This window comes from Phaeobacter sp. B1627 (assembly GCF_006265095.1).
Taxonomy (GTDB): Bacteria; Pseudomonadota; Alphaproteobacteria; order Rhodobacterales; family Rhodobacteraceae; genus Epibacterium.
Map to the genome: position 1 here is coordinate 168,204 of NZ_VCNK01000020.1, position 22,018 is coordinate 190,221.

Sequence of the window (22,018 nt, forward strand, 5' to 3'; positions counted from 1 at the left end):
GCTGAAGGAGTATGCCAATGGGCGATTTTGACGATCCTTTCGCCGAGCCGGGCGATACCGATAAAACCGTGATCCGTCCCAATCCGGGCGGGCGGCGGTCCGGTCAGGCCCCGGCCCCGGGCGCACCATCGCCGCAGGCGGCGCCCGCCGGTGCGGCATTTGGCGTCCCGTCCTCGGCCTCCCCGGCCACTGCGTCAGGCAGCGCCAAGGCCCCCGCGGTCGCGCTGACCGGGATGAACCAGCTCACGGCCTGTGCCACAGCACTTTTTGCCCTGATCAGCCGCATTCGGAACCGGGCCCAGCATATGGATCCGGACAAGCTGCGCCAAAGTGTGGTCGGCGAGGTGCGCGCCTTTGAAAACCGGGCGCTGCAGGCGGGGATCTCGGCGCAGACGGTCAAAATCGCGCGCTATGCGCTCTGTGCGACACTGGATGATGTGGTTCTGAACACTCCCTGGGGCGGGCAGTCCGCATGGGGCCTGCAGTCGATGGTTGGCACGTTCCACCGCGAGACCGTGGGCGGCGATCGGTTTTATGACCTTCTCGCGCGGCTTGAAAAGGAGCCCGCAGCCAATATCGATATGCTCGAATTCCTCTATATGTGCATGTCGCTGGGCTTCGAAGGTCGCTTGCGGGTGGAGCAGGGCGGGCCGGAAAAACACATGCAGATCCGGGCTGCTCTGGCGCGGATAATCCGGGGCCAACGCGGTCAGGTCGAGTGGGAGCTGTCTCCCCGGTGGAAGGGCGTTGTGCGCCCCTTCCTGGTGCGGTCGGCCTGGCGTCTCGTGTGGATCTCAATCGCCGTCGCGAGTGTTCTGCTCGCAATCCAGTTTGTTGGCCTGAGCTGGGCGCTTTCCAGCGATACCGAGCGGGTGATCGGCAAGATGCAATCGGTCGAAGCCGGGCCGGTTGCCACGCTGGAACGTCGTGCTCCGCCGCCGCCGCCGCCGCCGCCGGTTCCGACCATTGAACAGCAGATCGCAAAGGTTTCGGGCTTTCTGGAGCAAGAAATCAAGGACGGCATCGTAGAGGTCTTTCCGCAGGGCAACACATTGACAATTCGGCTTGCCGGCTCCGGCATGTTCGGGTCAGGGTCCGATCAGCTGCAGGCCAGCTTTGATGACCCGATTGACCGGCTGTCACAGGCGCTGGACGACGAGGCCGGCAAGGTGATCGTGGTGGGCCATTCGGACAATGTCCCGATCCGTTCATCCCGCTTCCCGTCGAACATGGCACTCTCGCTGGCGCGGGCAAAATCAGTGATGGCGCGCATGGCCGACGCAATGAGCGACCCAAGCCGACTGGCTGCCGAAGGGCGGGCAGACAAGGAACCCATTGCAGACAACGCGACGCGCGAAGGCCGCGCGAAAAACCGCAGAATCGAAGTCCTGCTTGTGCAGGAGGTACAAGAATGATCCGTCGTTACATCTTGCCGTTGTTCCGCTCTATTTACACAGCTCTTATTTTGCTGTCGCTGGCCCTTTCGGCGTGCATCTGGTTCTTTGCGCCCTTCATAGGGTCCGATAGCTGGCGGCCCTTTGACAGTATCCTGTCCCGGATCGTCTTCATTGCCATCCTCTGGGTGCTGACGCTGCTGACGCTCTTGTTGATCGCCTTGTTGCGCGCGCGCCGCGACCGCAAGATGACCGATGAAATGGCAGAAGCCGTCGATATGGTCGAAGACGATGTCATTGGCGAAGAACTGCTGGAGCTGAAGGGCAAGTTCAAAACCGCGCTGAGCGAACTGCGAAAGTCAAAGAACGGCCGCAAGCATCTCAATCAGATGCCTTGGTACATCATGATCGGCCCGCCTGGGGCGGGCAAAACCACGGCTATCGTCAACTCCGGCCTGCAGTTTCCGCTTGCGGACAAGCTGGGAAAAGCAGCCATCGGTGGCGTGGGGGGGACGCGCAACTGCGATTGGTGGTTTACCAATCAGGCGGTCCTGATCGATACTGCCGGGCGGTACACCACGCAGGAGAGTGATGCGGAATCCGACAATGCCGCCTGGCTCGGCTTTCTCGGGTTGCTGAAACGCTACCGCAAACGGCAGCCCATCAATGGGGCGATCATCGCAATATCGCTGTCGGATCTGTCCCTGCAGGACGAGATGACCCAGAAGGCGCACGCCACCGCCATTCGGAACCGTCTGGCGGAACTTCGCGAACGGTTGGGCGTGCGGTTCCCGGTCTATGTTGTCTTTACCAAGGCGGATCTGATTGCCGGGTTCCAGGAATTTTATGACGCGCTGGGAAAGGAAGAGCGGGAGCAGGTCTGGGGCTTTACGCTGCCTCTGGTGAAGTCGAAAACCGATGCGGATCCGATCACCCGGTTTGACGAGGAATTTGCCGGGCTGTTGGGGCAACTGAATGCGCAGCTGCTTGAAAAAATGCAGACGGAAACTGATCCCCAGCGGCGCGCATTGGTGGCAGGCTTCCCGTCGCAGGTGGCCTCAGTGCGCGGGGTTGCGCGCGAGTTCCTGAAGGAAGTGTTTCAGGACAACGCTTTTCAGAAACGGCAGATGCTGAGAGGGGTCTATCTTGCGTCCGGAACCCAGGAAGGCACGCCGATTGACCGGCTCATGTTGGGGATGGCGCAAACCTTTGGCATCGGGCGACAGGCCATCGGCTCGGGCAAGGGAACGGGTCGCTCGTATTTTCTGACGCGCTTGTTTGAGGGGGTCATGTTCCTTGAGGCAGGGCTGGTTTCATCAGACGACAAGGTCGAGCGCCGGTATCGCTGGGCGCGGCGCATTGCGGTGGCGGCGACCGTGATCCTGACCCTTGCCATGGGCGGTATCTGGGTGAATTCCTTCCTCGGGAACAAGCAGATGATCGCCGAAGCAAGCGAGAAGGTGGATCAGTATCAGGCTGCGGCGGCTGCCCTGCCTGCGAGCCCTGTCGGGGATACTGATCTCGTTCCGGTCGTGGAGGCATTGAATTTACTGCGCGATCTGCCCGGCAACCCGGTCTTGGCGACGCCAGATCCGGAGCTGTCCCAGACATATGGCCTGTATCAGGGCGAAGTCATCGGCACCCAGGGCGCGCAGACATACCGATCGGCGCTGAACCGTCGGTTCCTGCCGCGCCTTTTGGTGCGTCTCGAAGAGCAGATTTCGGAGAACATGAACAACGTGGATGCGTTGTATGAAACTCTGAAAATCTATCTCATGCTTGGTTTGCAAGGGCCGATGAACCCGGACCTCGTGCGCGAGTTTCTCAACCGCGACTGGGCGAATGTCACCTATTCGGGAGTCGTGCGCCAACAGCTGCGTGCCGATATGAATGATCACCTGACGGCGCTTCTGTCGCAGCCGATGGAAGAAGTCGCGCTGAATGGCGATCTGATCGCTCAGGCGCGGGGTGTTCTCGCGGAAATGCCGATGTCACAGCGGGTGTATTCCGGGATCATCAATTCGCGCACGGCCACCGAGCTGCCGCAATGGCGTCTCACAGATATTGGCGGGCCGGAAATTACCCGCGTGATGGTGCGCAGTTCCGGCAAGCCCATGGCCGAAGGCATCGAAGGCATCTTCACCTACAACGGGTTTAATGATGTCTTCTTGTCCGAAGCGGTGAGCGTGTCCAAGCGCGTCCAGAGCGAGGCTTGGGTTCTGGGGGACAACAGCCCGGAATCGGCGAGCGAAGCGGCCCTACTGTCCCTGAGCCGCGACGTTCTGGACCTGTATTACAACGATTTTATCGGGCGTTACGATGATCTCCTCGGTGATCTCGACGTCATTCCGCTGCAATCTTTGAATCAGGCTGTCGATGTCACGCGGGTCCTGTCCGGGGCGAGTTCCCCTATCGAAAACGTGCTCAAAGCGGTGGCTGAGGAAACCAAACTCACTGAAACAAGATCCCTGGTGGATACGTCTGCGCTGAATGACGGGCTTGGTCAGGTCGCCAATGTGGAAGCGCGTTCGAACCTGTCGATCCAGGGACAAATCCTGCTCGAAGCCCTGATGAAGACAGGGCCCGCCCAAAATGGCCAGCCCCAGCTGCCGCCCGGTGGGTTTGTTGAAAACCGGTTCTCCTGGCTGCATCAACTGGTGGATGGCCCGGAAGGGCAGCCCTCTCAGCTGGATGGGCTGATGGGGCTGTTGCTGACCGTTTATCAGGAACTCAACAAAATGACGATCAGCGGCATTTCCTCCGGCGGCGCCAGTAGTCAGGCCTTGCTGCAGTTTCAGCAGGCCGCCGGTCAGTTCGAAGGGCCGATGCAGCGCTGGGCGAAACAGATCACCGTAGGGTCGTCCGGCATAACGTCAGAGGGGACACGGGCCTCGATAAATGCGGCTTGGCAATCGGATGTCCTGCCGTTTTGTACGCAGGCGCTCTCCAATCGCTATCCCTTCAACCGGTCGGCCCGGGCAGATGTCGCAATGGCGGATTTTGCCCGGCTGTTCTCGCCCGGCGGGCTGATCGATGGGTTCTTCAATCAGCATCTGGCGCAATATGTCGACACGGGATCCAACCCCTGGACCTTCAAGGCAACAGGGGCCGGGGCTGATCTTGGTATCAGCCAGTCCGTTCTGAACCAGATGCAATTCGCAGCTGAAATCCGCGAGGCCTTCTTCGCGTCGGGCACCGCACCTCTGGTGGCGTTTCAGATCACGCCAAAGGCGCTGGACCCCAAGGCCAAGGAGATGATCCTGGAGATCGACGGCACAACCGTGGAGTTCAATCACAAGATGGGGCAACCCACTCCCGTGGCTGTCACCTGGCCCGGATCCGTCGGGTTGGCGCGCATTACGCTCAATCCGAAGCGCCGTGACAGCGAGAATGTTCTGTCGAAGGATGGCCCATGGGCGTGGTTCCGGCTGCTCGACGCGGCCGAAGTGCGCCGCACCAATGCAGTGGACCGGCGGCGACTTAATTTCACCGTCGGTGGGCGTTTGGCTTTATATGAATTGCAGGCAGGATCGGTGGTCAATCCCTTCGCTTTGCCCGCAATGGCCAAATTCTCTTGCCCCAAGTCGATGTGACGATGACCGGGTTCGGAGCTTTCGGGAAGATGCCGACAGTCGGGGATTTCTTCCGACTGTCCCCTCCCGCGGGGTTCGTCGCAATCTGGGATCATTGGGTGCAGACGATCATGGCGGCGGGGCAGGCAACCTATGGCCCTCATTTTGACCACCATTATATGTCGGCACCGATCTGGCGGTTTACTTTGCCTTCGGGTGTCGCCGGGGGGCAAAAGGTGACCGGCGTTATAATGCCCTCCGTCGATCGTGTCGGCAGGCGGTTCCCGCTTACATTGATGAGTGCACTTGCGACGCCGGGCCCTGCCGCTCTTGACCATCTGAGCGATGCCCTGATGTTTGAGAGGCTCGAAGATATAGCGCTGGATTGTCTCGAGGACTCGATGGATCAGAACAGACTCGCGCAGACCTTGGCGCGGGTCAAAGTGCCCGACATGCGCGCTGTTGCCCCTTTGCGCGAAAGCGAGGAATGCATCGTGCTGACCGGAGTGGGTGAGGTTTCGCGCCTGCCGCTTGCGGTTGCCGGTGGATTGCTGGAGCGTCAGGGACGCGATCTTGGTGTCTGGTCTGCGATAGTGGACGGAAATCCACGTATGATGGCGTGCAAGGGGCTCCCGACGGGAGCGCAGGCAATGGGTCTGTTTGACCTCGGTGCAAGTATTTGGAGAGAGGCCCGTCCGCTATGACAGAGATGCGCAATACCCGCTATATTGCTCAAACCCATACGGGTCTGGTTCGCAAGGCAAATGAAGATTCCATATTGGCTCTGCCGGAACATGAAATCTGGTTGGTATCGGACGGTATGGGCGGCCACGACGCAGGCGATTACGCCAGCAGACTGATCGCGGATATGGTCGCGACCATTCCGACGGGTCTTGATCCCGGGACCAAAATGCATGCCTTGCGCGATGCGATCCACGGGGCCCATCGTGCGATCCAGGCCGAAGCACAGAACCGGGGCGGCGCAACCATCGGGGCGACCGTTGTGGCACTCATCGTGAGCCAGGGATATTTCCTGTGTCTTTGGGCTGGGGATAGCCGGATCTACCGGCTGCGGGATGGGCGAATTGAACTCCTGACCTCGGACCATTCGGCCGTTGCGGATTATGTACTGGCCGGAAAGATGAGCTGGGACGAAGCCGACCAACACCCCCAGTCCAACGCAATCACCCGGGCCGTTGGCATCGAAGGCGAGCTTGTCTTGGACAAGGTGCGGGGTGAGACAGCGCCGGGCGACCGGTTTCTTTTGTGTTCAGACGGGCTGACCAAATACGCCACATTCTCCATGCTGGAGGATATTCTCGCATCCACCCCTTTGGAAACACTCGGTGACAGGTTGATTCAGATCGCGTTGACCGGTGGCGGCGCGGATAATATCTCGGCCATCGTCGTGGATGTCATGTGAGGCAAGCCCATGGCCCAGGCTCTGCTCAGGGCTCTGATGTCGTGAGAATGCTACTGTCCAGAGACAGTATACGGCCTGCGTCCCGTGTCGCGCTGGTTCGCAGGGCCTCTGCGAAACTGGCCGCGCTTTCGGCGGTCGGTCGCAACCCCTGAAACAATGGCTCTGCAGAGTGCAATATGATGATCTTGCTCTTGCCGAGCGTGCTGTCGTCCACTTTGAACGCGATACCGCCGGAGGTTGTGGACTCCTCCACACTGAACGCAACCCGGATCGGAAAGACCCCGCCTGCACCGGAGCGCAGCGCGGCCACCGAATGCTCCTGTCGGCTGATATTCGGAAGCAGGTGAAACACATTCCCCGTGACGTCCAGAATTGAGACCGTGAGGAAACCGTCGGTTATGTTGGACGGCAAAACAACATCAATGATCGGGTTCTCGCCGACAAAGAATGTCCCCGAGGGGTTTGCTTCTTTGCTGGTGCCATCCGCGTAGTTCACGCTAACCCCTCCGGACGGCGCTTTGGGCAGGTGCTGCTCCACTATGCAGAGCGCGGGGTTCAAAACGTCCAGATCCAGTTCTACTGGTCGGCCGTTCGCGACGGCGGTCAGGGAGTCGAACAGGCTGATTTGGGTTTCTGTTCCGGCGACCTGACCGGAAACATGAAGCGTCTCATTGGGAGCGTAGCCGGACCCGACGGCCGAACCACGTGTATTCAGGGCACCACAGTCAGCATGAGTGGCGACAATGTCCCGTACAATGGCATCGTCCAGAAGCGGGAGTTCAAACGCGATGTCGACAATCCCGATCAAGGCCCCCGGCATATCGCCGCCAAAGAACCCGTCAAGATCGGCAAGCAGATCAGCATCTGACGTCTTTCCAACCAGATTGGCATCATTGTTTTCGACGGTCAGGCGCCACTCTTCCAGTTCCGCAAGCGGTTCGAGGGTAAACAGAACGTCGCGCAACCAGGTCTCTGAGATCTCGCCGGAGGCGAGAATGAGCTCTGCAGTGTCCACCAGCTCCAGCAAGGCCGCCTGGCCTTCCTCGCTCGGAACGTTTCCTGCGGCGCGAACTGCGCCACCGTCCGTGCGTTCCACAATCAGGCGAAATGGATCAGCCGTTGGATATGACGGTGAAAATATGGAATCGAGCGCCCCGGACATCCATGCGGCGCCGCTTCCCAGTGCCAAGAATACCACAACCAGAAGCGCGATCACCCCTTTGCGCGCGCTTCTGGTTTTGCCCGGAACGGCAGGAGACAGCGGTGGGTTGACGGTGGAGCGCGGCGTGATGATGGTTGCATCGTCCAACGGATCCGCCGGGGCGCCGATCAGCGCATCAAGCGGATCTGACGCGGTGTTGTCGAGGGGAGCAAGCGCCGGTTGCTCATCCGGGGCCTCGAGGAATGCCAGAACCTCTCCCGCCGACTGGAACCGGTCCGCAGGGTCAGGCGCGCACATGCGCTGTATCAGGGTCCGGAAAGGTTCAGGCAGATCGTCGGTATCAAGTGGTTTTTGCTTGTTCTCAACGACTTCCATCGGGTTCGCACCCAAGGAGGGAGATTTTCCCCGGTAGTTGGCAAGCAGGAGCGCGCCCAGCGAATAGATGTCCGAGCGGGCATCTGTCTGACCACTCATCTGCTCGGGCGCCGCGTAGGAATATTTGCCCGCGAATTCATTGCCGACAATGGTTTCCGCGCCCGGATTTGTATCCTTGGCTATACCAAAATCGATGATGACCGCCTGTGACGGGTCTCCGCCGCGTAAAATGATATTGTCAGGGCTGAGATCTCGGTGAACGATTTTCCGTCTATGAGCCGCCTGAAGACCCTGGCTCACGCGCTTGCAGATCGTCAGGAGGTCAGAGACCGGCATCGGACCTTCCTTGAGCTTTTGGTCCAGCCCCGGCCCCTCGATATAATCCATCAACAGATAGATGCGGCCATCGGCGGTTCGGTGGTTCTCGGAATACCGGACGACCGCGTCGTGGCGAATTTCGCGTATATTCTCCTCGCGCGCCATGAGCACTGTGAAGTCCTCATTGCCGGAGAATTCCTGCTTCAAAATTTTCAGAGCGACCAGATTTCCGGAAATTTCGGATTTGGCTCTGTAAACCTCAGAGGTCCCGCCACGACCAAGCAAAGATTCGATACGATACGTATTATTCAACAGATCGCCGGGCAAAAACATGTCCCCGGGCCGGGAGTCGATCATTCCTGTCTCTCCGGCCTGGTCAGGGTCTTCAAAAAATGCATTCGGTCAGCCCAGAGCTTGGAATTCCACGCGCCGGTTTTCGTCGGCCCGTGGGTTTGCGGAATCAAACGGCGCAGTTTCACCCATGCCGATCGCCTGCAGAGAGTCGGCACTGACACCGCAATCCCCGATCAGGTGGCGCCGAACCTCCTGCGCCCGCAACAGCGACAGACGCTCGTTATAGGCGGAAGAACCGGAGCTGTCCGTGTGGCCAATGATCTGAAAAACCGTGTCCTCCATGGCCTTCATGGAGGCACACATATTCGCAAGCTTTGGCTTTTGATCGTCGCGAAGGGTAGCGCTGTCAAAATCAAAGGAAATCTGAACATTGATCTGAGACGCGGCTTCAAGAGGATTGTACTCCTCCGAGGCGGCTGCAATCGTCGCCGTCTCTTCATCTGCAGCAGGCGCCGCGTCATTTGCATTCGGGATGATGACCAGACCACGGGTCTTTTGTTTCTTGAAGGCTTCAGTGATTTCTTCGACAGACAAAGCTTGCGCAAAAACCGCAGCGCCGGAAAAGAGTGTGGCGGTAAAAATCGACAGTGCCAAAGCGCGGAACTGGACCATGAACATGCCCTCCCTGTTATTCCACTTTAGTTGCACAGAGTTTACACTACACCCATCAAGCTGCCAATGGTTGCAAACCTGCCAAACCGGAATTCAATGATAAAATTCACTTTTGTACCTAGTAGGTTGGAAGTAAACCTGAGGTAATCAAGAGGTGCATGGAATAAAAGGAACAACATGAAGGTCATTCACGCCATAATCATCGCCGTCGGCTTGATCCTGGCTGCAGCTCTCTGGTTTGGCCTGTCCTTTTTGTTCAACGAACAGGGCTATGGCAGCGGGGCTGTGGATTCGGAGGCCCGGATCGATATTGAACTGCTGCGTCAGCAACTTGAGGATACACAGATCAAGTTGGAGGATCTGGAAAAAGCTGTAGCTGCGCAATCGGCATCGGCAAATACGGTGGCCCCGGCGTCAAACCTGCAGGACGAAGAAGACTCGCTTCTGCGTCAGACCGGACCGAATGCCATTCTCGATTCCTACGCCCAGGTTGTCCTCATAGCTGATCGGCGCAATGTAAATGACGGTCTGAAAGTGGCCGGAGGCACTTACCTTTCCGACAAACTTGGCCGACCTCGCGAAAATTTGACTGATGAGTGCCAGTCGATGACCAATGAGCGTCTGAAAAACAAGCTGGTGCTGGAGCAGGTCGGCCCGATCCGGGTCAGGATGCTGCTGCCCGCGATCGAGAGCCTCAAGGTGGTGTTTGAAAACATCAGAAAGACGGACCCGGATCTGTATGAGCGGATCAACACAGCCGGGTCTCTCTGCGTTCGGCGTATTCGCGGAACACAGAATTCACTTTCGACCCATAGCTACGGGCTGGCCGTTGATCTGAACATCGACGGTCGTCTCGACACGCTTGGTGACGGCCGGACACAATTGGGTCTGACCATTCTGGCGGATTTCTTCAAGGATGAAGGCTGGGTTTGGGGCGCCGGTTTCGGTCGGGAGGACAGCATGCATTTTGAAATAAGCCGTCGTCAGCTTGACCTGTGGCTGGCTGAGGGAAAACTATAGGCGAGTTCAACTGTCCTCGATGCCGTAGGCCCTGCGAATACTTCTCTGCGTCCCCGGTCCAAAATCACCATCGATCGCACCGGTGTAGAAATCATTGTCCTTAAGCCGCACCTGCAATGCGCGCCGGGTATCGGGGGTGAACATCGTCGGGCGTTCACTCAGAAGGTTCAAAACATCCTGACTTCCGGAGCGCAGGGCGTTGTACAGATATTTTGCCGCGTCCTGAGGTCCCTTGGATGGAATGTGGCCATCATCAATCAGCGCGGCGAAGTTGAATTGTGCCTGCGGGTGACGCAGGTCAGCGGCCCGTTCGAACAACCGCAATGCTTTTCCAGGATCCGCAGGTAGCCCCAGCCCTCCCTGATAGTGCAGAAAGCCCAAGTCATTGATGGCGTCGGCAAAATTCTGGGCAGCGGCGGCCTGGTACAGTTCGAGCGCCTTTTCCGCGTTCTGGGCGACCCCGGTTCCTCGTTCATAGAGCTTTGCGAGCTCGAACTGAGCTTCCGGGGATCCAGCGGCGGCGGCGCGGCTCAGAAAATCCACCGCAGCCTTCGGATCAAACCGTCCCTCGTTTGGATTGAGGCGCATGTAGGCCAGCCCCAACATGGATCGGGTGTCGCCAAGATCCGCAAGCGCCAACAGTTGTTCTTCCTGATCTGGACGCAGGCTGGACCAGGCTTTGGATGCGTCGTCGATATCGAGGCTTTCGCCACCCTGAGCGGGGCCAGCAAGATAGAAGGGAATACCGGTGAGGGAACCGTATGTGTGTGGCTCCTGGAGATTGCCGGTTTGAGCAAGAACGCTATCGCGGATCTGGCGGAACATCAGGCTGATTTCGAGACCGGGCTGGGTCATCTTTTCCATAAGAGACAGAGCAAAGGGGCTGTTGTCGCCGCTTCCGTCAAGGGCAACCTGTCCATCCTTGGCGGCGAAGGCAACAAGGGTTCCGCGATCAGGATTGGCAGCGGCAAGGCCACCGCCGCCACGGGTCGCCTCAACTGAGGGTGCACTTTCAGTCGCCTGGGCTGCGGCCAGATCCAACGTATCTCCCAATGGGTTGTCCCGGCAGCTATCGAGGATCACAATCCGCATTTTACGTGCCCGGTCCACCGCAGACAGGAGATTCTTCAGCGAGGGAGATTGGCTTTGTACGTCCTTGTTTGATGCGACGTTTGCATCCACCGGGATCATGAAGTTCTCGCCCTGAACCTCTATTCCGTGGCCTGCAAAATAGATGAGCGCTAGGTCAGCAACTTCAGACCGAAACGAGAAATCATCAAGGAGTCGCTCCATTTCCGCACCACTCGCATCCACGGAGAGGGTGACATCAAATCCAATTTGTTCAAGGGTTCGGGAAATCGCTTCCGCGTCGTTTTTGGTATTGGTGAGCGGAGGGAGATGGCGGTAATCGGCCATGCCGAACACCAAGGCGATCCGATCGCTTGCGGCCTCCACGGATCGGGTCGTGGCTCCCAGGCAAACGATGCTTGATACCAACATCAGGATGAACGCATGTGAGATCACGTTGTCGAAACGTTGGAACATGGGGTAAAGCCTTGGGCAAATCAGAAATCAATTGTCGCCAATCTAACCCCTTTGGTGACATTTGCGAAGCATCCTTTGCCTTGACTTCACATTTGAGAGAGCCCCCCGTCGTTACCAACAGGGGGCCGAAAAAACTGCGAAGGTCATGACACAGTTGTCGTGAGGCTGAGGACTGAGAATTTAGAAGAGAGTAACATTGTCCACAGCAGCCCGTTTCGGCGCGGGCACTTGGGTTTTTGCAACGGCTGCCTGCTCCTGTTCGCCCAACTTGCGGTCATCGGCGACATGGGTTTGCTGCGCTGCCCCGGAACACGCATGAAAGCGAACCCTGCGGGCGGAGGTGCCCCCGACTGACGAGGAGATCACCGGTATACCTTCATCGCGCAGAAAGCGCTGAACAAAATCGGCATTATTTGCGCCAATGTCGGAGAGGTTGGCCGACATTTTCGCACCGCCGAATACTTTCGCCTTCAAATTGGCGCGTTGCGCCCCTTTTTTCATGACACCGTTGATCAACAATTCCATGGCGTGGACCCCATATCGGGCGCTTACACCGGCAGAACCATTGGAGGAGGCGAGCAGAAAATGGTTCATCCCCCCAACGCCAATTTGCTCATCATAAATACAGGCTGCGATACAGGAGCCCAAAACAGTCGAAAAGACGACTTTCGCATCAGTGGTAACCTTATAGTCACCCTGTAGAACGGTGACCGTACTGGTATTTTGAAAAACAGTCGACAAAGCGGCTTCCTTCCAGGTGTCTGGGCTCAGGTCTTACAGGCTTGCAGTATTGCTCCGGCCATACGGGCCAGAGGCACTTGTTTTTGGGCGGCCCCAATTTCCCAGGCGACCCTGGGCATGCCGTATACAACGGCGGTTTTTTCGTCTTGAGCAAAGGTAGTTGCGCCCGCCTTGCGCAATTCCAGCAAGCTCTTGGCTCCATCTTGCCCCATGCCGGTTAATATTGCTGCAACAACATCCTTTGCAAATGGAACAGCTGACGCAAATAGAGCGTCAACAGATGGGGTGTGCCCGGATACATTCGGCCCTTCTTTCATGCGAATTCGGTATGGCTTACGCGGCGTCACACCCATATGGCGGGGTTGTCCCGCCGCGATATAGACGTGGCCTGTTTGCAGCGTGAGATCATCGTCAGCAGAGACAACTTTGGCCGGGCAAATCCTGTCAAGAAGCGATACAAGTCCCGTTCCGAAACTCCTGCCGGTGTGTTGGACGATAAGTGTCGGCGGACATTGAACTGGAAACCCCACCAAAACATTGCGCAAAGCTTCGACGCCTCCGGTTGATGACCCGATCAGGATGATTTTCTTAAAGTCTTCACGCCCTGCTGATGTCTTGGCCGCTGCCATTGGCGTCGCGTTTTTGCGCGGGGCTTTGATCATCATGTCGAAGTACTGTACGAATTGTCGCGGACTGTCCGACTTCGAAAGCTCAAAGATCCCCGCTCCAACATTGAGCAAAGGAGAGCCCCCCCGGGCCGGCGTTGAATTCGGATTGTCCATCACGGACACCCATCGGACATCCAGAGCTGAAAACAACGCCAGCATCATTTCAAATTCCGGCAACTGGGTGAAGCCATCTTCCACAAATGCAAAGGAAGGCTGCCCCGCCTCGGCCTGATTATAGGCCATCATAAGGTTATTGGCCAAAAGCACCTGAAGGCCGGGGTAGGCTGCCACCATCTGGCTCTGCAGTGCACGTGCGAAGTTTCGATCCGTGGTGACAATCAGTACGCTCAACGAAGACAATGGCTTATCCGCTTTTTTGCCCCGGTGTCCCGGGAAGTTCCTGTTGGACGAGGTAGACAGCCTTTTTGCAACGCCATTCACCTGTCAGTTCACTTATGGTTTTGCCAAAACTCTGGCTGCGCACCCTTTGGTCGCGATCGCAGTCAAACGCAGGTTCCGCACCGTCGCCCGCACAATCAGAGCCCCCTCGGCGTATGCGGGTCTGGCGACCCGGAACCTTTCGCAGCGCGGTTGCACTCGTATGACGCCCAAGAAGCGCTCGCGATCTGTGCAGGATCTTAAGTCTCGAAAGCGAGTTCATCTTTTCCTCCGGTCCCGCGAACCATATGAGGTCGCAAAAAGCATCGCCCTATCTTTTCGGCATCAGGAGTTAATTTGCGCCTTACAAGTCGCACTGGATCGCAAAATCTGTCTTAAGAAATTTTCGAGACACGTGGTTCGGTGTTGCAGGGGCGTGCGATCTTAATCCCAGCCGGGACATCCTCCACCTTCACCACGACCTGAGCGAGTGGAACTTGGGCTCTTCAGACTTAGATGGAAGAGGTGGTTCCGGGGACGAGTTTCGGAAGTCGATCCTCGCCCCGCAAAACGGGACGAGTCAGGCACACCGCCTCACGATTGACCTCTGGCGCTGGTCGTCTCTATGCGACCAGACCTCTTTTCGCATCATTGGTCGCTGATCTTGCTTTCTCAACGTCCAGATTGAGGTTCCGGCCAAATTGGCTAAGCTCGGCGTTGGCGCTTATCGTACCACGAACTCCGCATGCAGAGCCCCCGCCGCTTTGAGGCTTTTCAGGATGTCAATCATATCACGGGGCGCAACTCCAAGCGCGTTCAGGCCGGCCACAACCTCAGAAAGCGACGTTGTTTCACGCACTTCGGCAAGCTGGATCCCGTCGCCTTCCTCAAGAGCGGCACCGGTGCGAGGCACAACCACCGTCTCGCCGTCGGCAAAGGGGTTGGGTTGTGCAACCAACGGACTCTCTTCCACCCGAAGCGTGAGGTTCCCCTGCGCCACGGCGACATGAGATATGCGGACATCACTCCCCATCACAATGGTGCCGGAGCTTTGGTCCACCACCACCCTGGCTTTGCGCTGCGGCTCGACGAGAACATTTTCCATCCGCCCGACCGCATGTGCGGTCGATCTGGCATTGGTACGGGGGATGTCCACTTCTACCGTACCGGAATCCCGCATCACCGCCACATTGCGCCCAAATTCAGTGTTGATGGCCTGTTCGATGCGGCCCGCGGTGGTGAAATCCGGTTCTCGCAGCGCCAATCGCATCGAACTCAGAGACGATAGGTCGAAATCGATTTCTCTTTCCACCCGCGCTCCGGACGGGATGACGCCTGACGTGGGAACACCCTTGGTAACCGTCGCAGCTTCGCCCTCGGCAACGGCGCCGCCGGCAAGTATCGTGCCCTGAGCCACGGCATAAATCTGACCATCTGCCGCGTTGAGCGGTGTCATGATGAGTGTCCCGCCCAAAAGGCTGCTGGAATCACCGATTGCCGATACCGTGGCATCTATGGTCCCCCCTACCCGGGCAAAAGGCGGCAGCGTCGCTGTGACAAAGACAGCTGCCACATTGTTGGGCCGGAATTGCTCGCCACTCACATTCACCCCAAGACGTTCGAGGATGTTGGTCATGATTTCTTCGGTGAACGGCGAATTCCGAAGCCCGTCTCCGGTCCCGTTGAGACCGACCACAAGGCCGTACCCCACGAGATCGTTGCCCCTGACCCCGTCGAACTCGACGAGATCCTTCAGGCGTATTGCGTTGGCCTGGACCAGCGTTGGCAGAAACAGGCATGTGATCAGTATGTGAATAAATCTACGCATTACATGTAGTTCAACAAATTGAGTTGCGAGGAGCGGACTGTGACCGTGTAGAGCGCTTCGAGCTGGAACTGGACTTCCTCGATCCGGCTGGCTGTCTCGGCTGGATCTGCGAGGATCAGATCGTTCAACGTCGTCCCGAGCGACGTCAGAGCGGCAGAGTTCCGGGTTTGAGTTTCCTCGATGCGTGCTTCGATGAACCCAATGTCGGACTGAATGTCCGTGAGCTCGGTCTGCGCAGTCATCAGTTCGGTGCCTGCACGCTCGATCAGATCAGCCGCTTCGACGGGCGACAGGTGACTGAGGTATTCCTGACTCGCCAATGCTCCGATTGCGAAGCTCTTCATCGCCTGTTTGAATGCATCGTCGTCAGCCCGCAATGAAAAGTTGACCTCTTCATTCGCGCCGATGCGAACAGCGCTCATGCTGTTGGTCGAACCATTGTACATGACCGCGTCGAAACCAGCCGGGTCATCAAACCAGTCCTGAACCGCCTGAGCAATGTCGTCGACATCCGTCAATGCGCCGACTTCCGCCACCAGAGCGGTCATCATGGTATCCGCACTTTCCAATGGGACGGCACTCGTGTCGGTGCCGGAAAAGAGACTGCGGCCGGAGAGTTGCCCGTTGAGGTTGCTGATCGTCTCTTTCAGGTATGAGATGGATTGCTGCGATAATTCCTCAGAGGTGGTGGCATTGCTCGTGCTGGACAGGGACAGGATATTTGTGCCTAGGTTGAGGGCGTTATCGTTAATCCGCTCCATGTAGCTCTGCGCCGTTGCTGCAAAGAGCGCGGATTCCTGCGCCGCCACCTGATAACTGTCGAGCTTGGAGATGGACCGCTCCAGGTCTGCAACAAAACCTAGGTCGCCACCCAATTTCTCCGTCAGGTCTGACGCGATGCCCGTGCTCATTTCTTGTGTAAGCGTGTCGAGCTGTTTGTTCAGATCCACCGATCTGGTGCGCAGGAAGAGATACTGCGCCATGTCACCAAAAGACGTCACATTCATAGCTTAGAGCCTCATCAGTTCCTGCATCATTTCATCGATCGCCTGGAGCATCCTGGCGTTCGCACCATATATGGTTTCAAGCATCATCAACGTTTGGAGCTCCGCGTCGGTGTCGACGCCTTGCTCCAGCTCCCGTGACTGCATGTCCGAGTAGATTGCCGACGAGAATGCCTGATCTTGTTCCGCCCAATCGTATTCCTGGGAGAAATTCGTCATCATGTTTGCGGCGATGGCGTAGGCACTGAAATCGCCGGACCCCAGCCCGGGCGAAGCAATTGTATTTGTTGCCTCAAGTGCAGCGCCATAGTTGTTGAGAATAGTGGTGTCGCCTCTTTCACCGATTGTTGCGGCGTTGAGGCCGTCCCGCAGACGCCAGGTCTCGGCGTCACCGGTCATCGAGATCACAGTGTTGATCTGAATCCGGTTGGCTATCCCCACTTCGTCTGCCGTATTATAAAATCCCCCGGTGTCGGTAAAGAGTCCAGGGTCGGTCGCCGCCAGCGTCGGGTCAACGGTCGGGTCCTGAAAGCGCAGAATCAGGTCACCCGCCATTGTGTCGAGATCTTCCTGAGCCTGGACAGCCGCGACGTCGCGGACATAGAATTGCGCTGCGAGACTGCCGCCACCGATTTTGCCATTTATGGAGGTATCTATTGCAATCCCATCGATCTCGAGCCCCGCAAGCTGACCGTTGTCGATGGTCATGTAAGGGGTGACAAGCGCCGTATCGTCAAAGGTGAATTCGGCGGCGGACCCATCAAGAAGTTTCACGCCTGACTGCGTGTAAAGAGCGATCTGATCGTTCTCCCGCTCATAGATCTGAACCGGGATAACTTCGTTGATTGAATCGATGAGGTTGTCGCGCTGGTCCTCAAGACCTGCGGTATCCAGCCCTCGCACGCGGGCAGCAAGGATCTGGCCGTTCATATCGTCCAGATCCTCCAGATCCTGCTCCAGCCCATTGATCAGAGAAGAAATGGAATCCTCGGCCTGGTTGCGCAACGCCGAAAGACCATCTGCGGCTTCCTTGATCGATTCTGCGAGCTCTTCTGCCTGCATGGAGAAATCGTTGAGGCGCGCATCGGAGTTGGGCAGAGAGGTTGCCTCGATCAGCGCCGATTCCATATCGGTCATCCGCTGCGCGATGGAATACCCATCGTTAACGCTGCCAACAAGGTCCGTCACCCGGGCATAAAAATCCGCGGTTACAGATGTGGCGGCATATTCTGCTTCCGCAGAGCGGACACTTTTTTGAATTGCCGGATCGACCATCCGTTTCACCGAGCCGACGTTAACACCACCGGCGGCGCCGTTGGATTGCAATTCAAGCGTGCGGCGATAGTAACCATCCGTCAGGGCGTTTGCGAGGTTGTCGGAAACGACGGAGGTCGATCTGCTGGCCGCTGAGAGGCCGGTCATGGCATTGCTTAAAGCGGACGATAGGGACATCCGATATCACCTTCTGTGATTGACTAAGGCAGGGGATCAGGCGCTGATTCTATCAGCGCTTGATGTTGGTTGTTTCCTGCAGCATTTCATCGACGGTCTGGATGACCTTCGCATTGGAGGAATAGGCGCGCTGCGTCTGAATCATCGACGTCAATTCGCCTGCGACATCAGTCGTTGATTCTTCCTGTCGGTAAGCAGCAACTGTCCCCGTCGGACCGGTTCCACCATCCCAGAGATAGAACGGACCGCTGGCTGATGACGGCAGGTAGGTCTGGTTGCCCATAGAGAGCATGCCGTTTGCGTTTGGCATGTCAGCTACTGGAACCTGGTATACGATCCGGCTGGTGCCATTGTTGTACAGAACATGCACATAACCGCCGTCGTCAACTTCCACACCGGAATAGCTTGCCGCTTCAGATCCATCCTTTTCGATCGTGGCAGCGACAAAAGTGTCCGACAGTTGAGTCAGGCCATTGTCTTCCCCTGGTATGCCGATTTCCAGTTCAATTGGACCGCCATCAACATTCACGATGATGGTACCAGCAGTCGCATCATAGGTGCCACCCGTGGTGGTGGCGACGGAGGCAATTGTACCACCGCCTGTACGGCTGTCGTTAAAGGTCACCGTATACTCCCCGATCACCGTCGCGCCCGCATTGGTGGCAGAGTCGGTGATGGTCATTGTCCATTCGTTGGCGTTGCCGGTTGCCTCATACTCGATATTCAGAGATTCGGACTTGCCGAGGTTGTCATAATACTCGGTCGACATGTTATGCGGATCAGCCGTGGAGCCCGCTACGCCGTCCGTGGCAGGAAGGTTCACACCCAGGCGGATCTGGGTGGTGGGGGTACCGCTCAATTGGTTGACGTTGAACTGAATTGGTTCGAGAGCTTCTCTGGTGTCCCGTGCGACGGTTGGGATTGTCTGATCGTCGCTCGCGGCCCACCCCATCAGAACCAAGCCGGAGGAGGTGGTCAGGTACCCTTCGTCGTCGGTTGCAAACGATCCCGTGGTTGTCAAAAGCATTTCAGGTGTGACCCCGGCCTCCACCTCCGCCATGCTGGCCACGGGCAGGAAGCCACGACCGGAAATAGCAAGGTCTGTCGGGTTGCTTGTCGAAATAAGAGAGCTTCGGTCTGCGATCTGTCGTATGTTGGAGACCGATACTCCGCCTGCGGCATATGTTCCGCCGGACTGCGAGACGACCATGGATTCAAATGATGTCTCAACTCGCTTGTAGCCAGTGGTCGAGGCATTTGCAATGTTGTCTGAAATAGCTGCCAGGCGGCTGGCGTTCGCGGTCAACCCGGATACACCGGCATTCAGCGAAGAGGAAATAGTCATTAGATACGCCTTTCTGCTGCATCTTCATTATTCTTCTCAGAATGACTTACCGCGCTTGTACTTAACGTGCGGCTAACAGATAAAATCCTATCTATCTGTTAGCCGTATTTTTCTGTCCGGTTTAGTTTGATTACTTCCGCAAAAGCGTAATTTCGATACGGTTGTTGCGGACTGCCATCGGGTTCGCAGAGGACAGATCGCGATCAGCATGCCCTGTGACGCGCGAGATTCGCTTGGCCTTCAATCCACCGGTTTCGAGCAACTCGCGGGTCGCATTCGCACGGGCCTGAGACAGCGCCCAGACCGGGTTGTTGGCGATCACAACAGGGGTTGATGCAACATGGCCACCAATCGCTGCGTTATTCTCGACAGAGGCCGTCACCCGAGCCACCATACGCAGCAGGTCGCGCAGCAAGGCCGTCGGGCGTTCGGTGCCGTCTTCGAACAGCTTGGCAGCCTCGGTTTCAAAGAGTTCGATGATCAGACCCTCGTCGGTCACCCGTGTCACGATGTGACGTGCCATGTCGATGCTGACCATGCTCTCACCGCCCCGGCCCTTGAGCTCCTCCGCGATCTGACGGAAGCTTGCTTCTTCCTCAGCATCATTCTGCTGATTGTCAGCAACACCAGTGTCGCCCTGCGCCCGGGATGCGTCGGTTGGATTTTCCCTGGTCGCGCCAACGCCGTTTTGCGGCTTCACGTCCTCTGTAAACATTGTGTCGCCCTGAAAGGCGCCGTTTCCGCCGCCGGACACGCGGCTCAGCGGGATGGAGGGAGAAAAATAATCTGCCAGCCCCTTGCGTTGCTTTTCCGTTGTGGCGTTCAGCAGCCACATCAGAAGAAAGAACGCCATCATTGCCGTTACGAAGTCTGCATAGGCCACTTTCCATGCACCGCCGTGGTGACCATCGCCCCCAACAACCTTTTTGCGCTTGATAATAATAGGAGCTTCATTGCTTTGAGCCGTCATGTTCCCACCACCTTTTCTGTTCACCCAAAACCGGGATACAGAGCGGTTCCTTAACCAGGTCTTAACAGATAAAATTGCCTCAAGTATCAGCCGTAAATCACTGGTTTATAAGGCAAAATCGAGGCCATCCTGGCTTTTCAAAGGTGGGTTGAAGGCGCGCTTCGGGCAGCAATGCGACAACATTGTGGCGGGGTGTGAGGCGGGTCAAATTCCCGCCTCTTTTGCCTCCTTCACAGAAGCATGTCGCCGTATGATTCGCGGAGCTTGTTCTTCTGAACCTTGCCGGTTCCACCGAGCGGCAGGGCATCCACGAACACCACGGTGTCCGGGACCTGCCACGAGGCGACCTTGCCATTATAGTGTTTAAGAAGCTCTACCTCAGTGAGGCTATCGTCAGATTTCACAACAATAATGACCGGGCGCTCGTCCCATTTTGGATGTCGGGCAGCGATCACCGCAGCCTGCGCCACCCCGGGGTGGGACATTGCGATGTCTTCAAGCTCGACCGTGGATATCCACTCGCCGCCGGATTTGATGATATCCTTGGCCCGGTCCCGAATGATCATATAACCGTCCGCGTCTATTGTCGCGATGTCACCGGTGTCGAACCAACCGTCTTCTGTCAGGCTCGGCTGTTCCTGACCAAAGTAGGTGTCGATGATCCAATGCCCGCGGACCTGCAGATGGCCATGTGCGGCGCCATCCTCCGCCAGACGCGCCCCCGTATCGTCAACGATGCGCAGCTCTACCCCAAAAGGCGGACGCCCCTGGCCTTCACGGATCGCGCCCTGTTCCGCCGGGCTGAGGACGTCATGCTTCTGCAGCAGTTGGTTCAGGGTGCCGAGCGGGCTCGTCTCTGTCATGCCCCAGGCATGGATCAGGTCCACCCCATAGGTGTCGCGAAAGGTTGGGATCATAACGGTCGGCAGGGCAGACCCCCCGACAACGGTACGCTCCAGACTTGGGATCTTGCTGCCGGTGGTCTTCAGCGCCTGCAGCAGCCCCATCCAGATTGTGGGCACACCCAGGGCAATGGTGACTTTTTCTGCGTCAATGAGCCGGACAAGGCTCTCTCCATCGAGCTTCGGCCCCGGCAACACCAGTTTTGCGCCAACGGCGGCCGCAATATAGGGAACCCCCCAGGCGTTGACGTGGAACATCGGGACAACGGCCATCACGCTGTCACGCGCGGCCAAAGCAAGACCATCAGGCTGGTTGCCGCCCAAAGAGTGCAGGACAGTGGAGCGATGGCTGTAAAGGACGCCTTTGGGGTGTCCCGTCGTGCCAGAGGTGTAGCAAAGGCTCGACGGCGTCGCCTCATCTAGGTCAGGCCAAGTGTAGTCGCCGCTTTCCGCGTCCAAAAGGCTGTCATAGAACAACAGCCCGTCAATCTGTGCCGCCGCCTCGCTCTCCTGCGGACCCATCAATACAATATGGCGCAGCTTTGGCAGGTGTTGACGGAGTTTTGCCACCGTCGGCACAAACGTCGCATCAATGAACAGCACCTCATCCTCGGCGTGGTTCAGGATATAGATCAGCTGCTCGGACTGCAGACGCGGATTGAGAGTATGACAGACATACCCTGCGCCGGCGACGCCGAAATAGATCTCCAGGTGGCGACGGTTGTTCCAGGCAATGGTGCCGCATCGCGTGCCCGGCTCCAATCCCATCCGGTCCAGAGCGGCTGCCAGTTTGCGCGCGTTGTCGGCGACTGTGGCCCAGGTGGAATGAGAAACGTCACCTGTGGTTTCGACTGAGGTCACAACTGTGCCCGCGTGGTATTTGCCCGCATGTTCGATCAGTGAACTGATGGTCAGCGGCTGCGTCATCATCTTGCCCAGCATTGGGGATCCTCCT

Annotated in this window: 16 protein-coding genes; 5 read left to right on the plus strand and 11 right to left on the minus strand. The window is 57.5% G+C overall.

Going from position 1 to position 22,018, the window contains the following annotated elements; translation table 11 throughout:
• Positions 1-17: 17 nt before the first annotated feature.
• Genes tssL through FGE21_RS11740 form a run of 4 tightly spaced genes read left to right on the plus strand, consistent with a single transcriptional unit; the run spans position 18 to position 6,389 of the window.
• On the plus strand, positions 18-1,415 hold the full coding sequence (tssL, locus tag FGE21_RS11725; protein ID WP_139663477.1) for a type VI secretion system protein TssL, long form: 1,398 nt from the start codon (positions 18-20) through the stop codon (positions 1,413-1,415).
• Positions 1,412-4,987, plus strand: coding sequence for a type VI secretion system membrane subunit TssM (gene tssM, locus FGE21_RS11730; RefSeq protein ID WP_139663478.1), 3,576 nt, complete (start codon positions 1,412-1,414; stop codon positions 4,985-4,987). The genes tssL and tssM overlap by 4 nt, the downstream gene beginning before the upstream one ends.
• Positions 4,969-5,670, plus strand: a complete 702-nt coding sequence (tagF, locus tag FGE21_RS11735; RefSeq protein ID WP_255731533.1) for a type VI secretion system-associated protein TagF — start codon at positions 4,969-4,971, stop codon at positions 5,668-5,670. The genes tssM and tagF overlap by 19 nt, the downstream gene beginning before the upstream one ends.
• Positions 5,667-6,389 (plus strand): PP2C family serine/threonine-protein phosphatase, encoded by a 723-nt coding sequence (locus tag FGE21_RS11740; protein WP_139663479.1) that lies wholly within the window; start codon positions 5,667-5,669, stop codon positions 6,387-6,389. Before tagF ends, FGE21_RS11740 begins: the two co-directional genes overlap by 4 nt.
• Positions 6,390-6,414: 25 nt before the next feature.
• On the opposite strand, the gene FGE21_RS11745 is transcribed toward FGE21_RS11740, so the two are convergent.
• Positions 6,415-8,601 (minus strand): serine/threonine protein kinase, encoded by a 2,187-nt coding sequence (locus tag FGE21_RS11745; protein ID WP_139663480.1) that lies wholly within the window; start codon positions 8,599-8,601, stop codon positions 6,415-6,417.
• A 45-nt stretch (positions 8,602-8,646) separates the two neighbouring features.
• Positions 8,647-9,210, minus strand: a complete 564-nt coding sequence (locus FGE21_RS11750; protein ID WP_139663481.1) for an OmpA family protein — start codon at positions 9,208-9,210, stop codon at positions 8,647-8,649.
• Positions 9,211-9,387: 177 nt separating this feature from the next.
• Between FGE21_RS11750 and FGE21_RS11755 the strand changes: the two genes are divergently transcribed.
• The gene (locus tag FGE21_RS11755) at positions 9,388-10,230 is read left to right on the plus strand and encodes a M15 family metallopeptidase (protein ID WP_139663482.1); all 843 of its coding nucleotides are present in this window, start codon (positions 9,388-9,390) and stop codon (positions 10,228-10,230) included.
• Between the two features lie 6 nt (positions 10,231-10,236).
• Here the strand turns inward: FGE21_RS11755 and FGE21_RS11760 are convergent, their stop codons facing one another.
• The 9 genes from FGE21_RS11760 to FGE21_RS11800 form a co-directional block, all read right to left on the minus strand.
• Positions 10,237-11,775 (minus strand): caspase family protein, encoded by a 1,539-nt coding sequence (locus FGE21_RS11760; RefSeq protein WP_255731534.1) that lies wholly within the window; start codon positions 11,773-11,775, stop codon positions 10,237-10,239.
• A gap of 180 nt (positions 11,776-11,955) precedes the next feature.
• On the minus strand, positions 11,956-12,516 hold the full coding sequence (locus FGE21_RS11765; protein WP_139663483.1) for a chemotaxis protein CheD: 561 nt from the start codon (positions 12,514-12,516) through the stop codon (positions 11,956-11,958).
• A 26-nt stretch (positions 12,517-12,542) separates the two neighbouring features.
• A complete protein-coding gene (locus FGE21_RS11770; RefSeq protein ID WP_139663510.1) occupies positions 12,543-13,478 on the minus strand; it encodes a chemotaxis protein CheB in 936 nt (311 codons plus the stop codon).
• A gap of 808 nt (positions 13,479-14,286) precedes the next feature.
• Complete coding sequence (locus FGE21_RS11775) at positions 14,287-15,390, minus strand: flagellar basal body P-ring protein FlgI (protein WP_139663484.1); 1,104 nt, start codon at positions 15,388-15,390, stop codon at positions 14,287-14,289.
• Complete coding sequence (locus FGE21_RS11780; RefSeq protein WP_139663485.1) at positions 15,390-16,397, minus strand: flagellin; 1,008 nt, start codon at positions 16,395-16,397, stop codon at positions 15,390-15,392. The genes FGE21_RS11775 and FGE21_RS11780 overlap by 1 nt, the downstream gene beginning before the upstream one ends.
• Positions 16,398-16,400: 3 nt before the next feature.
• Positions 16,401-17,846 (minus strand): flagellar hook-associated protein FlgK, encoded by a 1,446-nt coding sequence (flgK, locus tag FGE21_RS11785; protein WP_139663486.1) that lies wholly within the window; start codon positions 17,844-17,846, stop codon positions 16,401-16,403.
• Between the two features lie 52 nt (positions 17,847-17,898).
• Positions 17,899-19,191, minus strand: coding sequence for a flagellar hook protein FlgE (locus FGE21_RS11790; protein ID WP_139663487.1), 1,293 nt, complete (start codon positions 19,189-19,191; stop codon positions 17,899-17,901).
• Positions 19,192-19,321: 130 nt separating this feature from the next.
• Complete coding sequence (locus FGE21_RS11795) at positions 19,322-20,161, minus strand: flagellar motor protein MotB (RefSeq protein WP_139663488.1); 840 nt, start codon at positions 20,159-20,161, stop codon at positions 19,322-19,324.
• A gap of 230 nt (positions 20,162-20,391) precedes the next feature.
• Positions 20,392-22,005 carry a long-chain-fatty-acid--CoA ligase gene (locus FGE21_RS11800; protein ID WP_139663489.1) on the minus strand — a complete coding sequence of 538 codons (1,614 nt, stop codon included), beginning with the start codon at positions 22,003-22,005 and terminating at the stop codon, positions 20,392-20,394.
• Positions 22,006-22,018: the final 13 nt, after the last annotated feature.